This is a genomic window from Deferribacterota bacterium (assembly GCA_034189185.1).
Classification (GTDB): Bacteria; Chrysiogenota; Deferribacteres; order Deferribacterales; family UBA228; genus UBA228.
Map to the genome: position 1 here is coordinate 1 of JAXHVM010000011.1, position 26375 is coordinate 26375.

The window sequence follows — 26375 nt, forward strand, 5'->3', positions numbered from 1 at the left end:
AAATTTGTTTGTAGTCCAGTGTTGTAAAGACCCATTATAACACAGGGGATAAGGGCTATTATTACAACAGTCATAATCCTTTTTATCTCAATGCCATCTCTTATGTGGGTGAAGCCCTTAGTTGTTTCTCCTGGCGTGTATAAAAAGGTATCTACCATCTCAAAGATTGGGTACAATAAGTGGTATTTTCCACCTTTTTCAAAATGTTTTCTACTTTTCTCTAAAAAAGACTGTAATCCCATCAATATTCCTTTGCTAGCGTATTTAATACCTTTCTTAATTTTGGCGCATAGTCTATTTTGCCTGGACACACAAATGTAACAAGCGATAAATCTTCTTCGGCTAAGCCCAAAACACCCATTTTTTCAAGGCTATCTAAATCTTCCACTAATAAATATTTTAAAAAATATGTTGCATTTATTTTAAAAGGAAAAACTTTTTCATATATCCCAATTGGAATTATTGGTCTGTGTGATCCTTTTAGGGATGTATCAAAACTATACTTTTTTATAGATAAAAATTTGGATAAAAAGGCCTTTGTTGTCGAATAAACATTTGTACCTGGTAAAGCCCAACCCATAAATTTTCTAATAGATACGTCTTTTATAGCTGTTATTTGATTATTATAAAAGCCCAAATAACTTAGAGGCCCATCTCCTTTATGTCCATAGAGAGGGCTTCCAGAAATTATTCTTGTTCTATTTTTATCTTTTAGTTCGTTTTTAGTTATATCACCTAAATATGCACCAATTGGCACATTTATTAATCTAGGGCTTTTAAATTCATCTCCTGATAGTGCTACTATTTTATCTTTTTTAATCCTTCCTGTTGTAAATAAATGGCCTATTGCAATAACATGTTGATAATCAATATACCACACTAGCTTACCTTTTTTAATTGGATCTAGGTAAAATATCTGTGTACCAACTAGCCCAGCTGGATGTAGATTATTAAAATGAATCTTCCTAATATTTTTTTGAGCGACATTAATATCTAAATTTTTTGGTATAGTTAAAAATATTTTTTGTGATAATTTAGAAATAACATTCAAACCTATATTAAAATGTTCATTATATTCATCTAAAATAACCTTTGTTGAGGGGCATAGTGGCCTTGTATCTATTGCATTTATTATTATAGATGAAGGATTTTCTTCTGGATTAGCTACTGAATCAAAGGGTCTTTTCTTTATAGAAATAAATAATCCGCTTTTAATTAAAAGCTCTATTATCTCATCTTTTGTATAGTTATCAAGTTTTCCAATATTATAATTTGTTTCTTTTCCACTATAATCTTTTTCAATCACAACTGATAATAATACTCTTTTTTCTCCTCTATTTATATTTTTTAAAGTACCTGAAAAGGGAGATATGAATTTAACATTCGGATTTTTTTTGTCATAGAAAATTGCTTCCCCTGATCTTATGCTATCCCCTTCCCTTTTTAAAAAGGAGGGCTTAAGCAATGGAAAGTCTGAACCTAAATAGGCAAAGTAGGCACTTTCTTTCCTTCCATCTATCACCTGTTTAGGCGCACCTTTAATTGGTATGTTAAGGCCTTTCTTGATTGTAATATTAGTCATAATATTAATTTATAACTATTCTATTTATATATAATATTTATATATATGTCAATATTTAAATAATTTATATTTAAATATTTGAGACTAGGTATAATAGATTAATTTTTCCTTTTTTTTTGTCACTTTGCCAATTATTGAAGCGCTATAGCCTGCATTTAATAATTCTTCAAGCAGTAGTTGTGATTGATTGCTCTGTAGTGTTATTATTAAGCCGCCTGAAGTTTGGGGATCAAAAAGAAGCATTAATAGAGGGTCTTTTATGTTTCTATAATCGGTAAAGGCACTTAAAAAGGCCTTAATCCTATAAGCCCCAGCTGGTATAAGCCCCATTGATGAATATTCTAATGCTTTCTCCATAATAGGAATCTTTTTAGTATTAATTGTGATGCTATAGTCAGAACTTTTAGTCATTTCGTAGAGATGCCCTGTTAATGAAAAACCTGTTACATCAGTGCAGGCAGAAATATTATATTTTTTCATAATTTTGCTAGCTTTTGAGTTTGAGGTTAGCATACTTTCTGTTGCATCGTTAATTGATTCGCTACAGGCGAGATCGGCTTTTATTGCAGTTGATATAACACCTGTTCCAATGGGTTTTGTTAAGATAATATCATCATCTAGATTTATTGTGTTATTTCTATATAATTTCTTATCCTCGTTAATACCAGTAATAGCAAAACCAAACTTTAATTCTTCATCTTCTAGTGTATGGCCACCCAAAAGGATACAATTTTCTTTATTTAGCTCGCAAACAGCCCCTTCAATTATTCTTTGGATAATCTCTTTATCTAATTGGCAATTATATAATAATATAGAGAGAGCTGTTTTAGGCACCCCTCCCATAGCAAAGATATCACTCATTGAATTAATTGCTACAATTCTTCCAAAGGTATAAGGATCATCTACAATAGGGGTAATTAAATCTATAGTTTGAACTATATAGATATTATTAAGTTTGTATACTCCTGCATCATCAGATGTATCAAAGGATAGAATAGTATTATCATCTTTTTTTATGGGAATTCTACTTAAAAGATTGTAAAGGTCCTCCGGACCTACTTTAGCTGCTCAACCAGCAGCCTTAGTTAAACTAGTTAATTTTACCATTTTATAAATATTCTGACTATATGTTAGTATGGTGTTCCTCTTTTTAATTATTGTGTAAAATTAGCTTTTATATTAACCTTCAAGATCTTTACATGCTTTATAGATTATATTAAAAAGGTCTTCTATATCTTCTTCTTCAATACATGAAAAAGCTATGCGTAAATCTGTTTTGTTGACCGATACAGTCCCCACACCATAATTTTCTAAAAGATGCACTCTTAACGCTTCAGCATCAACTTTGGCTAATTTTAAACACATAAAATATCCTGAGTTGAAGGGATAATATTCAAATGCTTCAGAATAGTTATTTTTATTAAAGACCTCTTTAATCTTAAGGGCTCTTCTTCTTAGGATCTCTCTTTTTTCTTCTCTTTGTTTTTTGAAATCAGGATGATTTAAACCATATAAAACAAATGTTTGTGATGCATGTGGACAATTTGAGATTGTTCCCCTAATTAGGCCGGCAACTTTGCTCTCCAAAGCTTTTAGCATATTTTCTTGGGGCGTATTATTAGTGGAAGCAAAGGTTATAAAACCAACCCTAAAACCCCATACAAACTCTTCTTTTGTTGCTCCATCGAGTTTTATTGCTAGCAGATTATCTGATCTATTGGCAAGCAGTCCAAATATAGACTCATCAAAGGTATTATCCTCATAGTTTAAACCAAAGTAAGCGTCATCTACTAGAGCAATTATTTTTATATTATTATTTGCAAGCTCTACCAATCCATTGGTAAGCTCAACAACCTCATTTTTAGAAGGCATATAACCTGAAGGGTTGTTTGGAAAATTTAGTAATACCAAGACCTTTTCTTTTATTTTGCCACACTCTTCAACTTTGCCTAAAAAATCCTTTATATTAAATTTTTTATCCTTTGTAAATGTCGGGAAGGTTGATATCTCAGCTCCTCTCCTCACAGCAAAGACCTGCCTGTAGTTTCCCCAGTATTTATCAGGGGTAACTATATTATCACCTTTATCTATAAACATATCAGATACTATAGATAAACCGTGAGTTAGGGCATTGGTTACAAGTGGTAGGGATAGATATTTACCTTTAAGGGATGGATTGTCTTTTATCATCTTTTCTTTCCATGCTTTTCTTAACTCTGGTTTACCTGTATTTGGTGCATATGGGAATAGATCCTCAGGCTTAAAGATTTTTAGTGGTTCATATATACAATCTAGATACATAGGTTTTTTCTTTTCAAGAGCAATACCAATTGTAGCATTGTATTTATATGCTTTTTCTTTTGCCTCTGCTGTTTGTGTTAATATGCCTTTTGGCATAAAGAGTTGTTTTCCTAAATCTGACAACATATTAAATACATTTACATTTTCCTCTTTTATTGCATTGTTTAGTTTTTCTGCTAAGGGATTCATACTTGCCTCCTCGTATATTTCATTAATTAACAGTAATTAAACATCTGACATATTTATTATACCACATATTTAATGATTGCAATACTATTATTAACTAATTATATTATTTGGAAAAGGAGGTGCTTTATGGATAATGTATTAGAAGCTCTTAAATTAGCTTATGAGGCTGAGAAAAATGGATTAAGGATGTATTTGGGCTTGGCAAAAAAAACAAATGTTATTTCTGGAAAAAATATGTTTATACAATTGGCATCAGACGAGGTTGATCATTTGGAGCTTATAGAAAAATTTATTGATAAAAAGATGGCTGGTAAGCCTTATGAGAATATTGAGGTTCCAAAGGGAAGGCTCTCTAAGATTGTGCCAAACGTTGATGAGAGTAGTTTGCAGCCTGTCGAAAAAGCGTACGTATCAGATGAGGATGCATTAAATACTGCTTTAAGCCATGAAATGAAGGCAAGAGATTTCTATTTGGAGGAGAGTAGAAAAGCAGAAAATGAGGAAGTTAAAAAATTATTTGAAGATCTTGCAGCTGTGGAAGATAAGCACTATATGATAATTCAAGCTGAATTAGATTATATACATAAAGATGGTTTTTGGTTTGATACTGCAGAATTTTCTCTGGAAAAAGAAGGGTAAACATGTATTAGATTTTACTAATTAAGAACTTGATTTTGAGGCAAGGGCATAGAAATTATTTGTTTTTATTGTAAAGGGGTGATAACTTTCTTAGTTTAGCAACAGAGTCTTTTAGCAAACTAACAGCCCTTGGAACCTCCTCTAACCTATTGAATCTACCAAAACTAAATCTAATAGTGCCATGAATATCTATCGGGTTGATTCCAATGGCTTTCAAAACATGTGATGGTCCTTCTTCTGAAGAACAGGCGCTCCCCGTCGAACAACATATCTCTGGTGTATAGGCCATTAATGCTTCACCTTCAATATATTTAAAAGATATATTGCTAATGTTACAAACCCTATTAGAAACATCTCCATTGATATAAATATCTGGTATCTCTTTTAAAAGTAATTCTTCAAATTTATCTCTTATTGCTTTGGTATGCTTAACCTCGTTGTCTAATTCTTTATTGATAATATCACAGGCCTCAGCTAAACCTATAATATAGGGAACATTTTCAGTGCCAGATCTAATTGAATATTCTTGACCACCACCATGTATTAACGGCACAATTTTATCTTTTAATGAATTTTCAATATATAATGCCCCTATGCCCTTTGGGGCATATATTTTATGACCAGAAAAAGTTAAAAGATCAACACCTAATTCGTTAACGTCAATTTTCATTTTCCCTATAGCTTGAACTGCATCAGTATGCACAATAATATTCTTAGGCTTTGCAATATTTACTACATCTTTCATTGGCTCTATTGTACCAATTTCATTATTTGCGAGCATAATTGATATGAGTATAGTATTATCATTTATGCTTTTTTCTAATGAACTTAAATCAACAGTGCCTTTTTTATCAACAGGTAAATATGTTACAGTGAAACCGGCTGTTTCTAACCATTTCATAGTTTCAGAAACTGCCTTGTGCTCAATTGAGCTTGTGATAATATGATTACCTTTATTTTTTAGAGCAAAGGCTATACCCTTTAAAGCTAAATTATCTGATTCGGTACCACTGCCAGTGAAGATTACTTCTTCAGGTAAAGCATTGATTAATTTTGATATATTTTCCCTTGCTATTGCTAAATCCTCATTAACTTCTCTGCCTAGCAGATGTATGCTCGAAGGATTTGCAAACTTATCAGTAAAATAAGGTTTCATTGCATTATATACCCTTGAATCAACTGGAGTTGTTGCGCTATTGTCAAAATAGATCATTTATATGCTCCTAATATTTATTCAGATTTTAAATCTACATATGTAGCTTCATTTAATTGTTTTTTTAGCTTATCAATCTCTTTTTCTAATCTATCAATCTTATTAATAAGATTTTTGATTATTGTTGCCGATGGATCGGGTAATTTGTTGTGGTCTAAATCAAATACTTTTTTGCCTTTATTAATTGTAATTTTACCAGGTATACCAACCACGGTTGAATTATCTGGGATATCTTTTATAACCACTGTGTTTGCCCCAATTTTAGAATTTTCTCCAATATTTATTGGTCCTAATATTTTTGCTCCTGCACCTATTACTACATTGTTGCTAACAGTGGGGTGTCTTTTTTCTTTTTTAAGGCTAACGCCACCTAGGGTAACACCATGGTATAATAATACATCATTACCTATTTCAGCTGTCTCCCCTATTACAACGCCCATGCCATGGTCAATAAAAAATCTTCTGCCTATTTTTGCGGCAGGATGTATTTCTATGCCAGTTAAAAATCTATTTATATGTGATAGTAGTCTAGCTAAAAATTTTAGATGTATATTCCATAATGAATGTGCAAATCTATGTAATAGTAGTGCATGGAAACCTGGATAACAAAATATTATTTCTAATATATTTCTACAAGCCGGATCTTTTCTAAAAGCAGTTGTTATATCTTCTTTTAGAATATTTAAAAGCTTCATATGCTTAAGATTATACTATTAATAAAATTTTTCAATTTAATTATTGAAAAAAATACAATTAATATATATAGTATTAAATACTTTAGGTGCTAATATGCTAATTAGTTTAATTTATGCTACCTTGTCTGGTGTTTTGAAAGTTCTATTAGCAAATTATTTTTTTTATGGATGGTATATTACTATGGTCTTGCGGCCTTAGAGGTGTAGATTTATATAACATAGAGGCCGCAAGTCCTCACGGATTTGCGGCCTTTTTTTATGGATAAATTTAAAAGAGGTGTTAGAAAATGGCTAACAATATGTTATATGCTCAAAAAGAAAATATTGGATTCTTAGATGAGCTAGGTATTAGTAATGATAATTTTTTCATTATAGCTGGGCCCTGTTCGGTAGAGACTAGAGAACAGTTATTAGATATTGCCAATTTTGCTAATAATGCTGGTGCTTCAATGCTACGTGGTGGTGCATATAAGCCAAGAACATCTCCCTATTCTTTTAGAGGCTTGGGCAGAGAAGCCTTGGAATATTTATTAGAAGCAAAAAAGTTCACAGGTTTGCCTATTGTAACAGAGGTCATGAATACAAGCGAAATCGAATATATGTATGACTATATTGATGTATTTCAGGTTGGTTCAAGGAATATGTATAATTATGATCTTTTAGAGGCTTTAGGAAGACAAGATAAGCCGGTATTATTAAAGAGAGGCCTATCAGCAACAATTGATGAATTTTTACTATCAGCTGAATATATACTGTTAAAGGGAAATAAAAAAGTGATATTGTGTGAACGAGGGATTAGGACCTTTGAGAATGTAACAAGAAATACCTTGGATATATCAGCAGTACCTGTTCTAAAAGAAAAGACCTGCCTACCAGTTATAGTTGATCCCTCACATGCTGCTGGTAACAAAAATTATGTTATACCTTTGTCATTAGCTGCTATTGCAGCAGGTGCTGATGGAATAATGGTAGAGGTGCATAATGAGCCAGAAAAAGCTTTGAGTGATGGGAAACAATCTTTAGATTTTGATATGTTTAGAAAACTTATATCTCTTATAAGGGAGACCTTCGCAAAGAAGATTATATAAATGCCGAAGGGGGGACTCGAACCCCCACGGTCATTTGACCACCACCCCCTCAAGATGGCGTGTCTACCAGTTCCACCACTTCGGCATTTATTCTCTAAATATAATATATAAAATAAATGTCAATATATTATTTAAAAAAACATTTTTTAAATTATAATCAATATTATGAAAATTTTATTAGCTGACGATGAATTTAAGCTTAGAAAAATGATAGCTATTCAATTAAGAAAAAGAGGATACATTGTATTGGAGGCTTCAAATGGTAAAAAGGCTGTTGAATTAGCTATTAATGAAAGGCCAGATGTAATTATTTTGGATATAAAAATGCCAGAGATGAATGGTTTGGAAGCTTATGAAAAAATTAAGAATAGTAAGAATTTTGACAATATCCCAATAATAATATTATCCGCTCAAAACGATAAGGATAGCTTGGATAAAATAAAAAAGCTAAATATAGGGCATCATCTCTATAAGCCTTTTAGTTTTACTGAGCTTGTTAGAGTTATTAAAAATGTTTCATAAATAATAATTTGGAAGAATTAATGAATATACATTTTGCTGGAAGCGATAAAGAGCTAAACAAGCTAAGGCATAAACTACATGGTGGTGTAGAGTTTACAAGTTATGAAGATGCTGATTGTGTTTTTTTGGAGATTTCAAGTAGGGAAGATTTTAAGAAATTGCCTAATAAATTTTTAAAACCAACATATTTTTATATAACTAATGAAGATCCTGCCTTATTAAAATATACTAATGGTTATAATGTAAAAGGCACTATCTACTCATTTTTCAACAAAAACTTAATATTACAGCGAATTAATCTAAAAACTGATAAAAATAGGACATTAAATAGAAGGAAACCCTCTATTTCTATTGATAGTATATATAAAAAAGCAGAATCTATACCATCGCTTCCCACAATTGCATCAGAACTAATAAATTTAACAAGGGATATAAACGCACAAATGAAAAAGATAGTTGATACTATAAAGATGGACCAAGGACTTGCTTCGGCAACTCTGAGACTTGTTAATTCTCCCTTTTATGGTTTAAGGGTAGAGATAAATAGTATAGATAGAGCAGCTGTTTTACTTGGTTTTAGAAATTTAGCTAAATTGGCTGTTGCTATTTCATTTAGACAATTTTATACAAAGAATTTCTCTATTTATAATACAACTGGTATAAGGCTTTGGATGCATTCCTTTAATGTTGCAAGAATTGCTGAGAGTATTGCCTCACTTAATAGTGCGCTAAATATACAATCAATTTACTTGGCAGGGCTATTACATGATATAGGTAAGATAGTTCTTGTTGATTTTTTATATACAAGTACAAAGTCTATAGAAGATGAAGCAAAGCAGACTGGTTTTAATCATGCTGAGGTGGGGAGTATTCTACTAAAAAAATGGAATATAGCCCCACAGATTGTTGATGCTGTTACAAAACATCATCATTTGACAGATAATATATTTAATTTAACAATATACTACTCAAATATTATTGAAAGGAAGAAAAAGCTTGATAGCAGTATAATTGATGAAGTCTCTAATAAAATTGGCGCAGATAATAATCTCTTAAAAGAGAAGATACAAAATATTAAAAGCTCCGTAATGTGACAGCGGCTTAAGGTATATTAAATGAATTATATAATAGATACTGATGGTGGAATTGACGATATCTTTGCCTTGGCTTATGCATTTGATAAAAAGAGAAATAATATAAAGGCCATTACAACAACTATAGGTAATATTGAGGTTGAGCAGGCTATTTTTAATGTTAGATTTTTTTTAGATCTATTTAATATAAATTTTGAAAATATATTTATTGGCGCTTCACACTCGTTAACACCATTTATAGTGGAGAGAGCTGAAAAAATACATGGTCTAGATGGTTTTGCAAATATTGTTGGTAGATATAATAAAAGTAAAATAGATAGTTATTATGCAAAACCTAGTGCTCCACATTATATTATTAAATGTGCAAAAGAGTTAAAAGAAGAGCTAACTATTATAACATTAGGTCCATTAACAAATATCGCTATTTCATATGTTTTAGACCCCTATAGTATGGGTAGTATTAATAAAATAGTTTCTATGGGGGGTGCTATATATTCTAAGGGCAACTATAATGGTTATGCTGAATTTAATGTTGGCTATGACCCAAATGCCTTTTATATAATTTTAAAGTCAGGTATTCCCTTAGAATTAGTTAGTCTTGATATAACAAGAAAAATATCTCTTTCAAGTGAGGATTTTTGTCTTGGTTCTAAAAATATCTTCTATGAAGCTGCAAAATTCTATGAGAAAAAAACTAAAGGCAGTCTTTATCTCCATGATCCATTAGCTGTGTATCTGACTTTTTCTAATAATAAATATACAAAAAAGTTAGATATTGACATAGAGTTGTTTGATAAAAATAAGAGAGGATTAATCACACAAGCTATTAGTAGCATGAAAAATAGTAGTATTATATATCACTATGATGCTAATTTTAATGAGTTCAGAGAAAAGCTAATAAATAGTATAAAAAATTATTTATCTTAATTCTAAAATTATAGCAGTTAAGTTGTCTAATACATTTATATAGGTTGATTCAGGTAAACAATAGTAGCCTTGGACGGCCTCAGCATCCCTTGAAAGGACAAAGAATATGTTGAGTAGTTGATCAATAACCTCATTTGATACTGTTATTTCTTCATTGCCACTACCTTGTAAAATACCCCCCAATGAACTTGTAACTGTATTTATAAGGTTAGCTATGGCTTCATTTTGTTGTTGTGGGTCTTTTTTACTATTCATAATTGCGTCATTGCCAATACCACAAATATATTTTTCTTTTGTGTAAGCATTGTTTATTAAAAATAAACTAAGCAATAATATAGTTAACATGAAAAATCCTTGGGATTTAGCTATAATTATATGTTTTTCATTCATACATACCTCCGCTTATTTTCAAGATATATTTATAAAACTAATAGCAAACTATTTGGATATATGCAAACGATAAATTCAATTAATAAAATTTTGTGATTTTGTTTTTTATGGCTCTCTCAATTTCCCTATCAACTTCTTTTCTTCTCATTGTTTCTCTTTTGTCAAATTTTTTCTTACCTCTAACAACAGCTGCTTCGATCTTTATTAAATTATTTTTGAGATATGCCTTTAGTGGGACAATTGTCAAACCCTTTTCTTTTGATAGCCCTATCAATTTATTTATTTCTTTTTTGTGCAACAATAGCTTACGTGTTCTTATGGGGTCATGATTTAATATGTTGCCATGCGTATAAGGAGAGATATGGCAATTTATTAAGTATACTTCACCACCTATGACCTTAATATAAGAATCCTTCAGGTTCATTCTGCCTTCTTTTGCTGATTTAACCTCTGTTCCTAAAAGAGATATACCAGTTTCTAAGGTAGATAAAATTTCATAGTCATGGTATGCTTTTTTATTGGTTGCTAATATTTTCATAGAAAAATATAACGGGGACGACGGGACTCGAACCCGCGGCCTCCGGCTCGACAGGCCGGCGTTCTAACCAACTGAACTACGCCCCCTTATTTTATCATATGGGCGGTGCAGGGATCGAACCTGCGACCCCCGGCTTGTAAGGCCGGTGCTCTCCCAGCTGAGCTAACCGCCCAAATACTATACCATCTGAGCCGTGCAGGAATCGAACCTGCGACCCGCTGATTAAGAGTCAGCTGCTCTACCTAGCTGAGCTAACGGCCCTCTTAAGTTACGTCCCCAGGGGGATTTGAACCCCCGTTGCCGGCTCGAAAGGCCGGTGTCCTAGGCCAGACTAGACGATGGGGACATCTGAGCCGTGCAGGAATCGAACCTGCGACCCGCTGCTTAAAAGGCAGCTGCTCTACCTACTGAGCTAACGGCCCACTATATTTAGTGTAAAAAACTCATATATCAAAAGCACTCACTATTGTCAAGTTAAAATTATAAAATTTCATTTATAACTAATGTATCCTTTCTATTTGCGCCAACCGATATTATCGCATAGTCAATATTCAACTCTTTCCTAATATAATCCAAGTAACCCTTTGTTTCTATAGGAAATTCATTATAGTTTCTAATTTTTGAAATATCCTTCTTCCAACCCTTAAATTCTTTATATATAGGTTCTACCTCCTTTAATACGTTAATATCAGAAGGAAATTCTTTTATTATCCTATCTTTATATTTATATGCTGTACATACATAAATATAATCTAGTGTGTTTAATACATCAAGTTTCGTTAAACATATATAATTAATACCATTAACCATAACTGCATATTTACAAGCTACCAAATCTAACCATCCACATCTCCTTGGTCTACCAGTTGTTGCGCCAAACTCCATGCCAGAATCCCTCAATTGTTCCCCAATCTTATCATTTAATTCAGTTGGGAAAGGACCACTTCCAACTCTTGTTGTATAGGCTTTAAATACACCTGCAACGCCATTTATTTTTGTTGGCGGCAAGCCACTCCCTGTTGATGCGCCACCTGTTGTTGAATTACTTGAGGTAACAAATGGATAGGTTCCATGGTCTACATCTAGTAAAGTTCCTTGTGCTCCCTCAAACATTATTTTTTTCTTCTCTTCCCACAGTTTATTTATTAAATAGCTTGTATTGCAAACATATTCTTTAATTTTTTTACCATATTCTAGATATTCATTATAGATATTATTTGCACTAAGTGGTGGCAAATCAAAAGATTTAGCAGCTATCTCATTAACTTCTCTAACGTTTTCTGATATCTTTTCATATAAAAGATCTTTATCTAGCATATCACCAACTCTAATTCCTATCCTAGCGATTTTATCAACATAGGTTGGGCCAATACCTCTGCCGGTTGTGCCAATCTTTTTAATTCCTTTCTTATTTTCACTCATTTTATCGAATATTTTGTGGTATGGCATTATAACATGTGCTCTATCGCTTATATATAGCCTATTGTCTGGATGGATATCTTTTTGTTTTAGACCATCTATTTCATCTAATAGTGCTTTTGGATCTACTACAACACCATTCCCTATAATATTAATTTTATCTTTGCGTAGTATACCTGAGGGTAGTAAATGTAGTATATACTTATTGTCATCAATGACAACAGTATGTCCTGCATTGTGTCCACCTTGATATCTAATAATAACATCAACTTGGTTTCCAAAAAAATCGATAATTTTTCCCTTTCCTTCATCCCCCCATTGTGCACCAACAACAACTAATGTTTGCATATTACACCTCACTTTATAACATTACTAAAAGTATATAAGTTTTCTAGATTATTTATTTCATCTTCATGATTAATAAGAAGTGCAGAACAACCCTTTTTTCTTAGCCTAAATAGTTGATCAATATTTTTTTCACCAATTATTAAATAATCTATTTTATTTTTTGTAAATTTTTGATTGTAATAGTCTGATAATAAATCTAGATTAAGAGCAAATCCGCAAGCCTTTACATCATGGTTAAATATACTCATAAGATTATCGTATCTACCTCCACCCCCTAATGTTATGCCCCTATCTTTAATAACAATATCATAATTTATTCCTGTATAGTAGTTAAGACCTCTTAGCTCAGATGCATCAAATATAATATTAAAAAGAGGATCTAGTTTTTCCTCAAGGATGTGGAAAAAATCAAATAACTCATGCAACCTTTCTTCTATATCATTATTAAAATCGGCTATTTTAATAAGTTCCTTTATAATAGAAGGCTTGCCAATAATCATAGGCAGTTCTATCAAGAAATTTTTTATTTTTTTATCAATTACTATATCATTAAATAAGGATCTAATGCTAAGAAAATCTTTATTCTTCAACAGTTCCATATACTTATCTTTATAGCTTGGGATTAATGATAAAATTATGTTTAGAAGTTTTAGATCCCCAAATATTATGTATACATCATTCAAATGAAAAGTATTAATAATATCATTGATTAATGAAAGTAGTTCTAGCTCAGTTGCAAATTCAGGGATGCCTAATATCTCTACTCCACTTTGACTAGTTTCAGACTTTAAACCTTTGTTTTCATAAACATTTCTAAATATATTGCCGTGGTAGTATAGCTTTATGGGAAGTGGCAATTCAGGTAGATAGTGTGCAACATTTTTACATATCTGAGGGGTAAAATCAGGTCTCAATACCATTGACTTTCCACTGTTTCTATCAATAAAGCGTATAATATTTTCATCTGCAAAATCTTTTGTTGTGTTTTTTAATATATCGTAGTATTCGAATGTTGGCAAATCAATATTGATATAACCATACTTTGTGTAAATCCTATCTAACTTGTTTTTAATCTTATTAATTTTAAATGTTTTTATAAATGGATTATTTTCCAATTAAATGATCCTTTAATACGTTTTCAGCTGCCTTTACACCTTCTCCTAATTTTATATCAACATTATTTTTAACAAGTGATAGTTCTAATGCGGATATTGCTTTTATAACATTTAAATAATAACAATAACCCATGTGGGAGATTCTTATAACCCTGCCTGATAGCTTGCCCTGTCCTCCTGCAAAGGTTATACCTAGATCATATTTAGCAAAATTTATTATATCTTTAGCAATTTTTTCCTCTAAAATTATTCCCGTTACCCCATCAGAGGGTATTCCCTTTGATAATAATTCTAAGTTTAAAGTAGAGATTGCTTTTCTCGTCATCTCTGCCATAATTCTATGCCTTAGATGTACATTCTCTAGCCCTTCTTTTTTTATTAGATCTAATGATTTTTTTAATCCCAATATTAGGCTAATTGCTGGGGTATATGCAGTAGTATAATTTCTTTGTGCTTTAAGTTCTTTTACTAAATTAGCGTAATATTTTGGAAGGCTTGATTTTCCTAGTTGTTTTTCAGCTCTTTCAGAGATAGCCACAAAAGAGAGGCCAGGTGGCAACATCAGTGCTTTTTGAGAGCCTGAAACAAAGAGGTCAACTCCCCACTCATCCATTTTAGCCTGGCTAACCCCAATATATATTATCCCATCCACAATAAATAGTGGTCCATCTATTGCTTTTAGAGCAGTGCCTATCTCTTTGATTGGATGGCAAGTTGTTGTAGAAGTCTCTCCTGCCTGGACAAGGACAGCCTTTATTGATGGATTTTTCTTTACTGTGTCAATTACTATATCTGGGTTAACAGAATGCCCCCATTCAATATCAATACTTATTACATCTAAATTATAGGTTTTTGCTATTTCTATCCAACGCTCACCAAATTTACCGGCATTTACTATTAGAACCTTATCGCCTTCAGAAAGAGTATTAATAACTGCAGCTTCCATTCCCAATGTTCCTGAGCCTGACAACACAATAACATCTCTTTTAGTGCCGAACAATTCTTTTATATCCTCTCTCACATTTCCAAAAATGTTTTCAAACTCCTCTGTCCTATGATGAATTATAGGTTTTGCCATCTCTAACATCACTTCTTCAGGTATGTTAGTTGGGCCAGGCGTAAAAAGATCTCTCTTCATTAATTACCTCTATATAATTAATTAGCAAAATAAAATTATCTGCATTTACCCTCTCATTGTCAAGCTGAAAATGTATAGTCTTAGAATAAGTAAAGTACATGCCATCTCCTTGGAGATGAAAATTTTATCTTTGTAGGTTCTTATAATTTAAAAGGGGTTGCACTATTATTATGAAATTAAAGTTTATAATGTACACATAATTAATAAAAGTAACTTACATTGTATTATAATTATAAATTTCATTTTAGCTTGACAAAAAAACTGCAGAATATATTAATTAAATAATAAATTAAATCAAAAGGGAGGAATTTATGAAAAAAAGATTTTTTCAAGTACTTATATTAGGGTTATTTTTATCTTTAAGTACACCAGCAATTTCTTACTCATTAAACGTACATAGTCAAAATGTTCAAAGAGAAAATATACCTGTATTGAAATCTACTAACGCTAATACACAAAAAGATATGGATAAGCTTAATATTAATAGAGGGCAAATTAGAAGCAGAATGGTTCATATAAGAAATAATATAAGACAGTTCTTTGAGAGGTTGGACATATTTAATCTTTTCTAAAGATTATTATTAAATTTGTATATTTAATTATCTCTTGTATATTATATTGTATAATTTTTAATCATATTATTCTAATCATATATTGAGGGCAATATTTGAATATTTATGGGTTTATAATTGTCTTAGTATTAATATTTATTGAAATATACGAATTAGTTATAGATAAACTAAATTATGACTATATCGAGAAATCTTGTAAAAACCCACCAGGTAAAGCCTTAACAATCTATACAAAAGACGAACTTAAGAAAAGTGCTGCCTATATTAGGGATGGAATCAGGGTAGCTTTCTTTGAAAGTATACTAATAAATCTGTTTTTTTTCACTTTTTTAATAGCAGGGTGCTTTCAATGGTTTGCCTCATTAATTATTGATGCCTATAGTAATTTATATTTAAGAGCTATAATCTTTTTTACGTTTTATCAGCTTTTTTTTGGCTTTATAACACTGCCCTTTGATGCATATAAAACATTTAAAATTGAGAAAAATTACGGTTTCAATAGAACAAAAGTTTTTTTATATATTAAAGATATTATTGTGAAATGCATAATATCTTTTGTTATTTTATCGATTATTTTAATTGTTATTATTTTGGTAATAAGAGCGTGTGGAGATTATTGGTATATCTATGGTGCAACAGCTATTTTTCTTTTTTATCTAAGCATGATCTATTTATATCCTACAGTTATAGCCCCATTATTTAACAAATTTGAACCATTAAAAGATAAAGAACTTGAAAAAAAGATCTTTTCTCTAGCTGAAAAAGCAAAATTTCCAGTAAAAAATATTTTCCAAATTGATGCATCAAAAAGAACAACCCATTCAAATGCATATTTTACGGGTTTTGGCAAAAATAAGCGTATTGTTTTATTTGATACACTTTTGAAAAATCATACAACTGATGAAATATTATCTATATTGGCTCATGAGATTGGACATTACAAGAAAAAGCATTTGCAGAAGATGCTATTTATTTTGTTTATTATAATTTTTATCTCTTTTTTTGTGGCTAATTTTTTGATAAATAGTACTTTTTTATACAAGGCTTTTGGTTTTGAAAAAGATTTATTTACTGGATTATTTATAATTTCAATATTGCTATCACCTTGTGTCAAAGTGTTGAAACCACTGTTTTTATCTATCTCACGCAAACACGAGTATGAAGCAGATAATTTTGCCATGTCTTTAATTGAGGATAAAAAGGTATTTATAGATACTTTAATAAAGCTACATAAAGATAATCTATCTTATCCAATACCGCACCCTTTATATGTAAAAGTTAACTATTCTCATCCCCCTCTTCTTGAAAGAATAGCTAATTTGTAGGTGTTAATTTACAAGATATTTTACTTTCAAGGTTCAAAAATTTGGAAAACTTTTAAATATTTAATCAATTAATTCGTATTTAAGTCTATCCCTAGTATCAAATATAGATTTAAATGTTACAAATAATGTGAATATCGAGGTAAATGTGATGCTTGAAACTATTATAATCATTATTGCTATTTGATATTTTATTGCAATTAGCGGGTTTACTCCAGATAAAATTTGACCAGTGAGTAAACCTGGCAAAAAGACAAGGCCAATACCACTCATATTAGTAATTATTGGTATGCAGGCTGATTTAATAGAATTTGAATAGAATTTTTTTATTGATTCATATTGTGTGCCCCCAAGAACTAAAATAGTTTCTATTTCTTTTAAATTATTTTTGATAGAGTCTAAGAATCTATCTATAGCCAAAGCGCATGCATTCATTGAGTTACCCAGTGCCATTCCAGTAATAGGTATAAAATATCTAGCATCATACCATGGCTCTGGGTGGACTATTATATATAAAAAGAAAAAGCTCATAAATAAGCCGTTTAAAAAAACAGGGATAAAGATCTTAAAGAAGTACTTAGGTATACGCATATGTGCCCTTCTTAAAATTGTGTGAGTTGCAAAACAAGACATAAAGGTAAATACTAATATTACTAGCCAAAAACTATTGATATCAAAAATATATAAAAGAATAAAGCCTGCTATAATTAACTGCACTGTCATTCTGCATACAGCTATTAATAGATCTTTAAAGATTGAAAGTTTTAAATAATTATATATCAATAGAACAAAACCAATAAAAAGGTAGAGCAATATAAAACGATTTATTGAAATATTTACTATAGTAATTGAGGTATCCATTATGAGCCTAATAGTTGTTTTATTTCATTAATATTTAAACTGTCAAAGGTTTTAATTATTCTGCCATTATCTATATATATTATACTATCTGAATTTTTAATAAGTGCTAATGAATGTGTAGCAAGTATTATACACATTTTAGCTTTCAACTCTTTAACAAGCGTTAATAATCGTTCTTCATTTTTTATATCCAGTGCTGATGTGGGCTCATCTAGTAGTAGAAAAATTGGCTTTAATAATATTGCCCTGATAATAGCAATCCTTTGTTTTTCTCCGCCCGATAGTTTTTGAGCATCCTTTTCTAGATATGATTTATCAAGCCCTAATTTTTTCATTAATAACAGAATTTCTTCTCTGTCTATCTTTAACATAGAATTAAATTTTAAATATGACGGTAAAAGTAGGTTACAAAAAACACTTCCATCAAAGAGCACAGGTTCTTGGTGTAAATATTGAATATTTTTATGTAATTTTTGAGGATTAAGATTATAGATATTCTTTTCATTTAAATAGATATTACCATTAAAAGTTGTCAAACCACATAATGTTTTTAAAAGGCTTGTTTTACCGCTACCACTTTTGCCAAATAGAGTATAGATTTTACCTACTTTGAAATTAAAAGATATATTCTGTAATATAGGTATGTCATTATATATAAATGAGATATTATCTAATCTTAATGTGCACATGTATTTGAAAAATGAATTAATAATTTATATTATATAATCCGAGCATTATTACAATATATTATTTCTTGCAAATAAATATAAAAATTTTAAGATTAATTACTAATAAATAGAGAATCGGGGGTTATTATGATAGAGCTGTTAAGAAAAAGAAGGAGTATTAGGAATTTTATAGATAAACCCATTGATGAAAATATATTGGAAATATTAAAGGAGGCTGCACTAAGAGCACCAACTTCTAAAAACAGGAAACCCTGGGAGTTTATCTTTATAACCGAGAAAGATCTTTGTTTAAAACTATCAAGAGCAAAACCTCATGGATCAGCTTTTTTAAAAAATGCCCCTTTAATTATTGTGGTCTGCGCTGATCCAGAAAAATCTGATGTGTGGATTGAAGACTGCAGTATTGCCTCGATATTACTGCAAATGACAGCCTTAGATATGAATGTTGATAGTTGTTGGGTGCAGATAAGAAACCGTAAACATGATGATGAAGTTTGGGCTTCTCAATATGTGAAAAGTGTTCTTAATATTCCAGCTAAATATGAGGTTGAGTGTATGATTGGCTTTGGTTATAGAGCTGAAAGTAAAGAGCCTATTAAATATAGTGATCTTCCCTTTGATAAGATTCATTCTAATAAATTTTAATTTATTTTATTGTTTAAAAATATTAAGTTTATATATTAATAGTAGGAGGTAAAAATGCCTATAAATGGAGTATCAGGTAGCTATACAACTACATATGATACTTATAGTACTTACAATGAACCAAGAAGTGAAAATACTGACCAAGTAGAACAAAGACGTGTATCAGAGGATATAAGACAAGAGGATAATCAAAGAAGGGAAGCTCAGGTTAACAGGTCAAATGAGCTGTCTAATCAGACTATAGGTAGTAAGGTTGACCTAATTGTGTAGCTCTAGTTTTTTTAAAAAATCTATAGATTTTTTAAAATTATAAATCAATAATTTATCTAATTGAAAATTAAATATTAAATTATTATTTCATTAATCTGCAAATTAATATAATATAGTAGATTATTATTTAGCAATAAAAGCTTATAATATCGAAAATATGTAATATAGGTATATATTGCCAGTTAAATGAATCTGAAGCTTGGAAAGAGTGGCGAGAAAAAAGCTGAAAAATATCTCATTAAAAAAGGGTATAATATAATTGAGAAAAATTTTACCTGTAAGTTAGGTGAAATTGATTTAATAGCTGAAAAAGATGGGGTGATAGTATTTGTTGAGGTTAAAACTAGAAAAAACACTAGCTATGGATATGGCTTTGAGTCTGTTAACAGTAAAAAGATTGAAAAGATAAGAAAGGTTGCAACATATTTTTTAGTGTTAAAAAATATAGATAAAACAGCTAGATTTGATGTAATATCAATTGATTCTGGTAAAATAACGCATTTAACAGGGGCATTTTAAGATTTATGATTGAGTTTGTTGAAGAGATCTTTGAAAATTATATTACTGTTTTTAATAAATATGCGAGTATGTCTAGAAACATTCTCGTTACAGCTGCTAGGTTAATCTCTGATACATTCTTAAGTGGTGGTAAAATTTATTTAGTTGGAAACGGTGCCTCAGCAGCTGACGCACAACATATTGCTGCTGAGTTTATTAATAGGATAAATTTAGAGAGGCCCCCTTTACCGGCTATTGCACTTACGACAAACGCTTCAGCTATTACTTCAATTGCTAGCGACTCTTCATATGAGGATATTTACTTAAAACAGTTAATGTCACAAATAAGCCAAAAAGATTTATTATGGGCTTTTCTTGCAGATGGAGATAATACGAATATTATAAAGGCAATTCAATTTTCCTCTGAAAATAGTGTTAAAACAATAGGCTTTACAGGAGAGAATGTAAAAGGAGTTGAGGGTCTGTGCGATCTAATTTTAAAGATACCCTCAATTAATTCTGCACGTGTCCAAGAACTTCATTTGTTATCAGCACATATCATTTGTGAGCTAGTAGATGAAATTCTTTTTGGTATGTATAGAGATTCTGTTTATAGCGAAGATGATATATAATTTTTTATCAATCCCCGTGGAAAATTAAATGGTAATAACTATATTAAATCAATGATAAGTTTTAAGTATTTTTACTAATTTAGATTGGGCTTATAATGGATAGCATATTATTAAGTGGAGTCTTTCGAATAAGGTATATACTTGATAATTTTAAGGATGGAAAATGTATTGTAGTATTGAAAAACAATGCTGAGATAGATGAATATTGTAATGAATTTTCTTTGTTTACAAAAGAATTAATTGCTTTACCCTTTTATGAATTAAATCAGCCACCCTTTGAAGAGTCGCTTATTAACACAGATATTTTGGAAAATAGAATAAAAGTGCTCTACAGGTTATTAACGAGTAACTCCTATTGTTTGGTTACCACTCCCTATGCACTAATTAAAAAGATACCATCTTCTGATATTTTAAAAAACGCAATTACAGAACTAAAAACTGGCATGTATATTGAAAGGGAAAGGTTGTTGTCTACTTTAGATAGGTTGGGGTATATAAATGTTGAAATTGTAACTGCTAAGGGTGAGTTTTCTCTAAAAGGAGAGGTTTTGGAAATTTATCCTATAGCTTGTAATGACCCCATAAAGATTGAGTTTTTTGATGATTGTATTGAGAGAATTGCTAGTTATAACATTTTTAATCACAAAACAACGACCCAACTAGAAAATATTTTATTATACCCTTGTTCAGAAGGTATATACACAACGTGTGCCTTTAAAGATGCACTACACCTTGATCCAATTATTAATGAAAAAATTGAACTATATGGTAAATTTGCTGGTCATCATTGGTATGCTCCACTTGTTAATGACATGAGCTCTATATTTGATTTAATTGGGGATAATTTTAAGTTAGCAAATTTTACCTTTGATAAAGATATTGATGATCTATTTTTGAGAGTTGAAGAAGCGAAAAATATTAATAATTACAGCTATGATGAGGCTTCAATATTTTTAAGAAAAAGTGAATTAAATAGATATCTAGATAATGCATTTATCTCTATTAGTGAAAATAAGAGTATAGAGCCTGATGAACAAGAGGCATTTAAGAATTATGAAGCGCCTACAAAATATTTTATACCAGATAAATTTAATTTTTATAAAAATATTGATAATTTTGCCCTTTTATTAAAGAAACTACTTAAAGATAATTTTAAGGTTATTGTCTCTATTTGTAATGAAAAATTTTTAGATATCTTTAAAAAAATTTTATTAGAACATAATATTAGCTATAATATAATTAATAGTGGTTTAGAGGCTAAAAAAAATTACATAAACATATATCAAAAGCAATTGTCAGATGGCTTTATTGATCATAAAAGAAGATTGGCGATCTTTGCAGAGACAAACATCTTTGGTTTTAGGCGTAAAAGACGGCCAAGAAAACAAGATAAGTCTTTTAAAACGACTATTTTAGATCTTGAAATAGGAGATTACGTAGTTCATATCACCTATGGTATCGCTATCTTTAAAGGTTTGGTTAGTAAAACAATAGGTGGCAGATTAGGGGAATTTCTTGAACTAGAATATGATAATAAGGAAATTCTATATGTTCCAACTGATATGATTAAACAAATACAGAAATATGTTGGTGGAGCTAATCAGAAAAAGCCCAAGCTCTCTTCTTTAAGAAGTAGTAATTGGAATAAACTGAAGAAAAGAGCATATAAGTCTGCAAAAAAGGTAGCTGAAGACCTATTAAAACTTTATAGTGAGAGAAAGGCTGAAAGAGGTTATCCCTTTAAAATAGATAGACTCTTTCTATCAAGAATTGAAAACACCTTTGAGTATGACGAGACAGAGGATCAGCTAACAGCTTTAATGGATATTTATAGGGATATGGAAAGTAAAAAACCTATGGAGAGACTAATTTGTGGTGATGTTGGTTTTGGAAAGACTGAGGTTGCTATAAGGGCTGCATGTATTGCTACATCTAACTATAAGCAGGTTGCAATATTGTGTCCTACAACAGTATTAGCTTATCAGCACTATGAAACCTTTAAGAAGCGTTTTGCGAACCTTCCTGTAAAGGTTGATTATTTATGTCGCTTTAGAAGTAAAAAAGAAGTTAAGGATATTAAGGAGAGGGTTCATAGTGGAGATATAGATATAATAATTGGCACCCATATGCTTTTAGCAGGGGATATCGCTTTTAGGGATTTAGGGTTGTTAATCATTGATGAAGAGCAGCGTTTTGGCGTTAGCCACAAGGAGAAACTTACTGCCTTTAAAAAGAATATAGATGTTTTAACTTTAACAGCAACACCAATACCAAGAACCTTACAGCTATCATTAGCTGGCATAAAGGATTTAAGTATTATTGAAACACCCCCTGTAGAGAGATATCCTGTGGTTACAAAGATTATAAACAAGGAAAATGAGATTGATAAGGCCATAACTTATGAACTGAAGAGAGGAGGGCAAGTATTCTACATCCACAATGATATCTTCTCTATAGAGAAGATTGCTTATAAGTTAAAAGAAAGGTTTCCCTTTGCAAGGATAACCATTGCCCATGCAAAATTACCGACGAATAAATTAGAAAAGATCTTTAGCGATTTTTATCTTGGAAAAATTGATATATTAATTTCTACAACAATTGTAGAAAATGGGATAGATGTGGCTAATGCTAACACAATGATTATAGACGATGCACAGCATTTTGGCTTGTCTCAACTGTATCAATTGAAAGGAAGGGTTGGCAGATCAAATAAAAGAGCTTATTTCTATATATACTTAAAGGATTTTGATAAGATATCACCCTTAGTGAAAAAAAGATTAAAAATTATCCAACAATTGTCTGATCTGGGGAGTGGTTTTAAGATTGCCTCCTATGATTTACAATTAAGGGGTGCAGGCGATATATTGGGAGCAGAACAATCAGGCTATATTGATGTTGTTGGTTATGAATTGTATATGCATATGATTACAAATGCTATCTCAGAGATGAAAGGGGCCTTATTAGAAGAGAGTGAGACTGAAATCAATTCAAACATCCCCTATTACATACCAGCAAGTTATATAGAAGATTATAGGGAGCGTTTGGAATATTATAGGGCAATAGGGGAGTTAGATTTGATGGATAAAATCTTTGATCTCTCTAATAAGCTTGAGGAATCTTATGGTGAGATACCAGAAGAGGTTAAAAATTATATTTATATTATGTTTATAAAAAATAAAGCTGAGAAATTAATGATAAAAAGAATTACAATTTTTTCTGATTCGGCAACTCTCTATTTTAGTAAAGAAAACAAAAAGGTACAAAATCTATTTATGTATTATAACAATGATTATGTTATTCAAAAACTAATAAAAGATGGTGAGATTAAAATATATACAAAAAGACATTTATTACCAGATTTAGCGGTTGCCATTAATGATGTTTATGATGAATATTTTTTAAGTTTAGTTAGTTAAGGAGGTTGTGCATATGTTTTGCAAACACTTATTATTTACAATATTTTTATTATTAGCTATTTTTAAAGGTGTAGAGGCTAAGATAATTGATGAGATAGTTGCTGTTGTTGGTGATAAAGCTATTACAAGATATGAGGTAGAATCCTTTAATCCTGCTCAATTAAAAGAAATTGCTTCATTAAAGGATGAGAATAAGAAGATACCCCTAAAAAAGAAATATTACGATGAGGTAGTTGAATTTCTTGTTGACCAGTATGTTATTGAGATAGCAGCTAAAAAAGAGGGTATTGAGGTTACAGATCAAGAGGTTGAAAAGGCGGTGGAATCTGTTGCAAAACAGAATAATATAACTGCCGAACAGTTAGAGGAAATACTAGCAAAGCAGAATATACCAATGTCTCAGTACAAATGGCAATTAAAACAACAATTATTAAGAGCAAGGATAGGAGACAAAATATTAGAGCCACTAATGGTAGTAACTGAAGAAGATATAAAAAATTATTTAGATACCCATAGGGATGAATACAAGCTAAAGGATAGATATGAACTTAGAGCTATTGTTGTCTCTAATAAAGAGAAATTTGGAAAAGTTATGGATTATATAAGTAAAACTGGTAATTTTGCTGAGGCAGCTATAGAGTATTCTGAGGACATAACAGCAAAAAAAGGAGGATATCTTGGATGGGTTAACAGAGATGAACTAGCAAAAAATATTAAAGAAAAGATAAAAGATCAAAATGTGGGCGATATTTTCTCTGTTAATGATAATAATATTTATAGAATATTTTTAATTGAAAGCTATAAAAGTGCAGGGGCAATTGATGAGGATACAAGAAAGAATATAGTAGATAAGATAAGAGAAGAAAAATATAGTGAAATTTTTGACAAATGGTTAGAGAGACAAAAGGAAAATATATTTGTTAAATATGAATATTGATTTATGAGAGTTGACCTACTATTAAAAACTCTTCGTATATTTAAGAGGAGAACAATAGCAAGTGAGGCAGCAAGAGAGGGTTTTGTCTTTATAAATGGCAAGGTAGTAAAGCCTTCATATGAACCTAAAGCAGGTGATATATTAGAATTGAAAAGTGATATCTATCATAGCAAATATTTAATTTTAAAAATTCCTGAAAATAAAAATATAAAGGATATTGATAGCTATATAAAAAAGTTGTAGCTTTTAATAAAATAATTTTACTATTAGTTTTCTTTATTTGTCTTAAATTTAGACATGTTTTTATCTTTAAAAAATGCGCATAATTGACAATAGTATAAATATTATATATTATAGAACATAATTAGTAAGTGAGGTTTATTTAATGGATTATGTTAGAATTGTTACAGCAACAAGTTTGTTTGATGGGCATGATGCTTCAATAAACATTATGAGAAGGATTATGCAGGATTTGGGGGCAGAAGTCATTCATTTAGCTCACAATAGGTCTGCCTATGAGATTGTGCAAACAGCTATTGAAGAAGACGCAAATGCCATAGCTGTTACATCATATCAAGGTGGTCATATGGAGTTTTTCAAATATATGCATGATCTTTTAAGGGAGAAAAATGCTTCACAAATTAGGATATTTGGTGGAGGTGGTGGTGTTATCACACCAAATGAGGTAAAAGAGCTTGAGGATTATGGAATAACCAAGATATTTACACCACAAGATGGTCTCAAGATGGGACTTAAGGGGATGGTTCAGTATTTAATAGATAAAAGCAGGTTTAAGACCTATGAAGAGGACAATTTAAAATGCTACCTAGAGAATGTAGATAATAAGTTGCACAAAGCAATAAGCTTAGTAGAGGACTTAATAAATAGCGGAAAATGGTCTAAGGAGCATAGTGATCTAATAGATTATTATTTAGATAAAGCAAAATCTAATTCAGTAACAATAGGACTATCAGGTGTTGGTGGCGCAGGAAAATCATCCCTTATTGATGAAGTTATAAGGTATTTTAAAAATGAGTTTACAGATAAAAGGATGGCTATTTTAGCAATTGATCCTACGAAGAGGGGTAAGGGGGCCCTTTTGGGCGATAGGGTACGTTTAAATAGTGTGCCAGATGAGCGTGTATATATGAGATCAATGGCAACAAGATCTTTTATTGGACCTGTAGTAAAATCTAGTGATCAAATAATAAAACTTTTTAAGATAGCAGGTTTTGACTTGATATTAATTGAAACTGCCGGCATAGGGCAAGCTGATATTGGTACCTTTGGAAAGGCAGATTTAAATGTATATGTTATGACCCCTGAATATGGTGC

At 30.8% G+C, this 26375-nt stretch carries 28 protein-coding genes and 6 tRNA genes; 15 read left to right on the forward strand and 19 right to left on the reverse strand.

The genetic code is table 11. The features are described from left to right. The 4 genes from SVN78_01510 to SVN78_01525 all read right to left on the reverse strand — a co-directional run. A partial coding sequence (locus tag SVN78_01510; protein MDY6820285.1) for an RnfABCDGE type electron transport complex subunit D occupies positions 1–242 on the reverse strand: 242 nt, incomplete at its 3' end. Continuing rightward, positions 242–1582 (reverse strand): NADH:ubiquinone reductase (Na(+)-transporting) subunit A, encoded by a 1341-nt coding sequence (nqrA, locus tag SVN78_01515; GenBank protein ID MDY6820286.1) that lies wholly within the window; start codon positions 1580–1582, stop codon positions 242–244. The genes nqrA and SVN78_01510, both read right to left, overlap by 1 nt. Positions 1583–1666: 84 nt before the next feature. Further along, positions 1667–2689 (reverse strand): selenide, water dikinase SelD, encoded by a 1023-nt coding sequence (gene selD / locus SVN78_01520; GenBank protein MDY6820287.1) that lies wholly within the window; start codon positions 2687–2689, stop codon positions 1667–1669. 72 nt (positions 2690–2761) lie between these two features. Next, entirely contained in the window at positions 2762–4072 is a 1311-nt protein-coding gene (locus SVN78_01525; protein ID MDY6820288.1) for an aminotransferase class I/II-fold pyridoxal phosphate-dependent enzyme, read from the reverse strand. A 126-nt stretch (positions 4073–4198) separates the two neighbouring features. On the opposite strand from SVN78_01525, the gene SVN78_01530 reads away from it, so the two are divergent. Next, positions 4199–4711: a ferritin family protein gene (locus tag SVN78_01530; protein ID MDY6820289.1), complete on the forward strand. Its 513-nt coding sequence runs from the start codon at positions 4199–4201 to the stop codon at positions 4709–4711. A gap of 55 nt (positions 4712–4766) precedes the next feature. Here the strand turns inward: SVN78_01530 and SVN78_01535 are convergent, their stop codons facing one another. Then, entirely contained in the window at positions 4767–5924 is a 1158-nt protein-coding gene (locus SVN78_01535; GenBank protein MDY6820290.1) for a cysteine desulfurase family protein, read from the reverse strand. A 17-nt stretch (positions 5925–5941) separates the two neighbouring features. Next, positions 5942–6619 (reverse strand): serine O-acetyltransferase, encoded by a 678-nt coding sequence (gene cysE, locus SVN78_01540; protein MDY6820291.1) that lies wholly within the window; start codon positions 6617–6619, stop codon positions 5942–5944. 299 nt (positions 6620–6918) lie between these two features. On the opposite strand from cysE, the gene aroF reads away from it, so the two are divergent. Continuing rightward, a complete protein-coding gene (gene aroF / locus SVN78_01545) occupies positions 6919–7707 on the forward strand; it encodes a 3-deoxy-7-phosphoheptulonate synthase (GenBank protein MDY6820292.1) in 789 nt (262 codons plus the stop codon). 1 nt (position 7708) lies between these two features. Here aroF and SVN78_01550 read toward each other — a convergent pair. After that, positions 7709–7792, reverse strand: a tRNA-Leu gene (locus SVN78_01550). Positions 7793–7872: 80 nt separating this feature from the next. Between SVN78_01550 and SVN78_01555 the strand changes: the two genes are divergently transcribed. Genes SVN78_01555 through SVN78_01565 form a run of 3 tightly spaced genes read left to right on the forward strand, consistent with a single transcriptional unit; the run spans position 7873 to position 10250 of the window. Continuing rightward, positions 7873–8229, forward strand: a complete 357-nt coding sequence (locus SVN78_01555) for a response regulator (protein ID MDY6820293.1) — start codon at positions 7873–7875, stop codon at positions 8227–8229. Positions 8230–8249: 20 nt separating this feature from the next. Further along, positions 8250–9323: an HDOD domain-containing protein gene (locus SVN78_01560; GenBank protein MDY6820294.1), complete on the forward strand. Its 1074-nt coding sequence runs from the start codon at positions 8250–8252 to the stop codon at positions 9321–9323. A gap of 21 nt (positions 9324–9344) precedes the next feature. Continuing rightward, entirely contained in the window at positions 9345–10250 is a 906-nt protein-coding gene (locus SVN78_01565) for a nucleoside hydrolase (GenBank protein MDY6820295.1), read from the forward strand. Here SVN78_01565 and SVN78_01570 read toward each other — a convergent pair. The 10 genes from SVN78_01570 to SVN78_01615 form a co-directional block, all read right to left on the reverse strand. Then, positions 10242–10640 carry a hypothetical protein gene (locus tag SVN78_01570; GenBank protein MDY6820296.1) on the reverse strand — a complete coding sequence of 133 codons (399 nt, stop codon included), beginning with the start codon at positions 10638–10640 and terminating at the stop codon, positions 10242–10244. The genes SVN78_01565 and SVN78_01570 overlap by 9 nt on opposite strands. Positions 10641–10719: 79 nt before the next feature. Continuing rightward, the gene (gene smpB, locus SVN78_01575; protein ID MDY6820297.1) at positions 10720–11178 is read right to left on the reverse strand and encodes an SsrA-binding protein SmpB; all 459 of its coding nucleotides are present in this window, start codon (positions 11176–11178) and stop codon (positions 10720–10722) included. 12 nt (positions 11179–11190) lie between these two features. Continuing rightward, positions 11191–11264, reverse strand: a tRNA-Asp gene (locus SVN78_01580). A 13-nt stretch (positions 11265–11277) separates the two neighbouring features. Next, positions 11278–11350, reverse strand: a tRNA-Val gene (locus SVN78_01585). 15 nt (positions 11351–11365) lie between these two features. Beyond that, positions 11366–11439: transfer RNA gene (locus SVN78_01590), tRNA-Lys, on the reverse strand. A gap of 10 nt (positions 11440–11449) precedes the next feature. After that, positions 11450–11524 (reverse strand) — tRNA-Glu (locus SVN78_01595). A gap of 3 nt (positions 11525–11527) precedes the next feature. Then, positions 11528–11600, reverse strand: a tRNA-Lys gene (locus tag SVN78_01600). A 58-nt stretch (positions 11601–11658) separates the two neighbouring features. Next, positions 11659–12945, reverse strand: coding sequence for an adenylosuccinate synthase (locus tag SVN78_01605; GenBank protein ID MDY6820298.1), 1287 nt, complete (start codon positions 12943–12945; stop codon positions 11659–11661). Between the two features lie 8 nt (positions 12946–12953). Continuing rightward, the gene (locus tag SVN78_01610) at positions 12954–14060 is read right to left on the reverse strand and encodes an ATP phosphoribosyltransferase regulatory subunit (GenBank protein ID MDY6820299.1); all 1107 of its coding nucleotides are present in this window, start codon (positions 14058–14060) and stop codon (positions 12954–12956) included. After that, a complete protein-coding gene (locus SVN78_01615; GenBank protein ID MDY6820300.1) occupies positions 14050–15198 on the reverse strand; it encodes an alanine--glyoxylate aminotransferase family protein in 1149 nt (382 codons plus the stop codon). The genes SVN78_01610 and SVN78_01615 overlap by 11 nt, the downstream gene beginning before the upstream one ends. A gap of 311 nt (positions 15199–15509) precedes the next feature. On the opposite strand from SVN78_01615, the gene SVN78_01620 reads away from it, so the two are divergent. Further along, on the forward strand, positions 15510–15770 hold the full coding sequence (locus SVN78_01620) for a hypothetical protein (protein MDY6820301.1): 261 nt from the start codon (positions 15510–15512) through the stop codon (positions 15768–15770). 95 nt (positions 15771–15865) lie between these two features. Next, entirely contained in the window at positions 15866–17095 is a 1230-nt protein-coding gene (locus SVN78_01625; protein ID MDY6820302.1) for a M48 family metallopeptidase, read from the forward strand. 60 nt (positions 17096–17155) lie between these two features. On the opposite strand, the gene fetB is transcribed toward SVN78_01625, so the two are convergent. Both fetB and SVN78_01635 read right to left on the reverse strand, forming a co-directional pair. Then, entirely contained in the window at positions 17156–17953 is a 798-nt protein-coding gene (gene fetB / locus SVN78_01630; protein MDY6820303.1) for an iron export ABC transporter permease subunit FetB, read from the reverse strand. Further along, positions 17953–18642 (reverse strand): ABC transporter ATP-binding protein, encoded by a 690-nt coding sequence (locus SVN78_01635; GenBank protein MDY6820304.1) that lies wholly within the window; start codon positions 18640–18642, stop codon positions 17953–17955. The genes fetB and SVN78_01635 overlap by 1 nt, the downstream gene beginning before the upstream one ends. A 126-nt stretch (positions 18643–18768) precedes the next feature. Between SVN78_01635 and SVN78_01640 the strand changes: the two genes are divergently transcribed. From SVN78_01640 to SVN78_01675, 8 genes are all read left to right on the forward strand, one after another. Next, a complete protein-coding gene (locus SVN78_01640) occupies positions 18769–19287 on the forward strand; it encodes a nitroreductase family protein (protein ID MDY6820305.1) in 519 nt (172 codons plus the stop codon). A 54-nt stretch (positions 19288–19341) separates the two neighbouring features. Next, positions 19342–19557, forward strand: a complete 216-nt coding sequence (locus tag SVN78_01645; protein MDY6820306.1) for a hypothetical protein — start codon at positions 19342–19344, stop codon at positions 19555–19557. Positions 19558–19743: 186 nt separating this feature from the next. Beyond that, entirely contained in the window at positions 19744–20076 is a 333-nt protein-coding gene (locus SVN78_01650) for a YraN family protein (protein MDY6820307.1), read from the forward strand. Positions 20077–20081: 5 nt separating this feature from the next. Continuing rightward, complete coding sequence (locus SVN78_01655) at positions 20082–20687, forward strand: SIS domain-containing protein (GenBank protein ID MDY6820308.1); 606 nt, start codon at positions 20082–20084, stop codon at positions 20685–20687. Positions 20688–20782: 95 nt separating this feature from the next. Further along, the gene (mfd, locus tag SVN78_01660; GenBank protein MDY6820309.1) at positions 20783–24103 is read left to right on the forward strand and encodes a transcription-repair coupling factor; all 3321 of its coding nucleotides are present in this window, start codon (positions 20783–20785) and stop codon (positions 24101–24103) included. 13 nt (positions 24104–24116) lie between these two features. Further along, positions 24117–25040: a SurA N-terminal domain-containing protein gene (locus SVN78_01665; protein MDY6820310.1), complete on the forward strand. Its 924-nt coding sequence runs from the start codon at positions 24117–24119 to the stop codon at positions 25038–25040. A 3-nt stretch (positions 25041–25043) separates the two neighbouring features. After that, a complete protein-coding gene (locus tag SVN78_01670; GenBank protein MDY6820311.1) occupies positions 25044–25283 on the forward strand; it encodes a S4 domain-containing protein in 240 nt (79 codons plus the stop codon). A 142-nt stretch (positions 25284–25425) separates the two neighbouring features. Beyond that, positions 25426–26375: cobalamin-dependent protein (locus SVN78_01675; GenBank protein ID MDY6820312.1), on the forward strand; the 950-nt coding region annotated here is incomplete at its 3' end.

Coding starts and splice junctions, on each gene's coding strand:
- nqrA (MDY6820286.1), bottom strand. CDS start 1,582: ATGACTAATATTACAATCAAGAAAGGCCTTAACATACCAATTAAAGGT.
- SVN78_01525 (MDY6820288.1), bottom strand. CDS start 4,072: ATGAATCCCTTAGCAGAAAAACTAAACAATGCAATAAAAGAGGAAAAT.
- SVN78_01530 (MDY6820289.1), top strand. CDS start 4,199: ATGGATAATGTATTAGAAGCTCTTAAATTAGCTTATGAGGCTGAGAAA.
- SVN78_01535 (MDY6820290.1), bottom strand. CDS start 5,924: ATGATCTATTTTGACAATAGCGCAACAACTCCAGTTGATTCAAGGGTA.
- cysE (MDY6820291.1), bottom strand. CDS start 6,619: ATGAAGCTTTTAAATATTCTAAAAGAAGATATAACAACTGCTTTTAGA.
- aroF (MDY6820292.1), top strand. CDS start 6,919: ATGTTATATGCTCAAAAAGAAAATATTGGATTCTTAGATGAGCTAGGT.
- SVN78_01555 (MDY6820293.1), top strand. CDS start 7,873: ATGAAAATTTTATTAGCTGACGATGAATTTAAGCTTAGAAAAATGATA.
- SVN78_01560 (MDY6820294.1), top strand. CDS start 8,250: ATGAATATACATTTTGCTGGAAGCGATAAAGAGCTAAACAAGCTAAGG.
- SVN78_01565 (MDY6820295.1), top strand. CDS start 9,345: ATGAATTATATAATAGATACTGATGGTGGAATTGACGATATCTTTGCC.
- SVN78_01570 (MDY6820296.1), bottom strand. CDS start 10,640: ATGAATGAAAAACATATAATTATAGCTAAATCCCAAGGATTTTTCATG.
- smpB (MDY6820297.1), bottom strand. CDS start 11,178: ATGAAAATATTAGCAACCAATAAAAAAGCATACCATGACTATGAAATT.
- SVN78_01605 (MDY6820298.1), bottom strand. CDS start 12,945: ATGCAAACATTAGTTGTTGTTGGTGCACAATGGGGGGATGAAGGAAAG.
- SVN78_01615 (MDY6820300.1), bottom strand. CDS start 15,198: ATGAAGAGAGATCTTTTTACGCCTGGCCCAACTAACATACCTGAAGAA.
- SVN78_01620 (MDY6820301.1), top strand. CDS start 15,510: ATGAAAAAAAGATTTTTTCAAGTACTTATATTAGGGTTATTTTTATCT.
- fetB (MDY6820303.1), bottom strand. CDS start 17,953: ATGGATACCTCAATTACTATAGTAAATATTTCAATAAATCGTTTTATA.
- SVN78_01635 (MDY6820304.1), bottom strand. CDS start 18,642: ATGTGCACATTAAGATTAGATAATATCTCATTTATATATAATGACATA.
- SVN78_01640 (MDY6820305.1), top strand. CDS start 18,769: ATGATAGAGCTGTTAAGAAAAAGAAGGAGTATTAGGAATTTTATAGAT.
- SVN78_01645 (MDY6820306.1), top strand. CDS start 19,342: ATGCCTATAAATGGAGTATCAGGTAGCTATACAACTACATATGATACT.
- SVN78_01650 (MDY6820307.1), top strand. CDS start 19,744: ATGAATCTGAAGCTTGGAAAGAGTGGCGAGAAAAAAGCTGAAAAATAT.
- SVN78_01655 (MDY6820308.1), top strand. CDS start 20,082: ATGATTGAGTTTGTTGAAGAGATCTTTGAAAATTATATTACTGTTTTT.
- mfd (MDY6820309.1), top strand. CDS start 20,783: ATGGATAGCATATTATTAAGTGGAGTCTTTCGAATAAGGTATATACTT.
- SVN78_01665 (MDY6820310.1), top strand. CDS start 24,117: ATGTTTTGCAAACACTTATTATTTACAATATTTTTATTATTAGCTATT.
- SVN78_01670 (MDY6820311.1), top strand. CDS start 25,044: ATGAGAGTTGACCTACTATTAAAAACTCTTCGTATATTTAAGAGGAGA.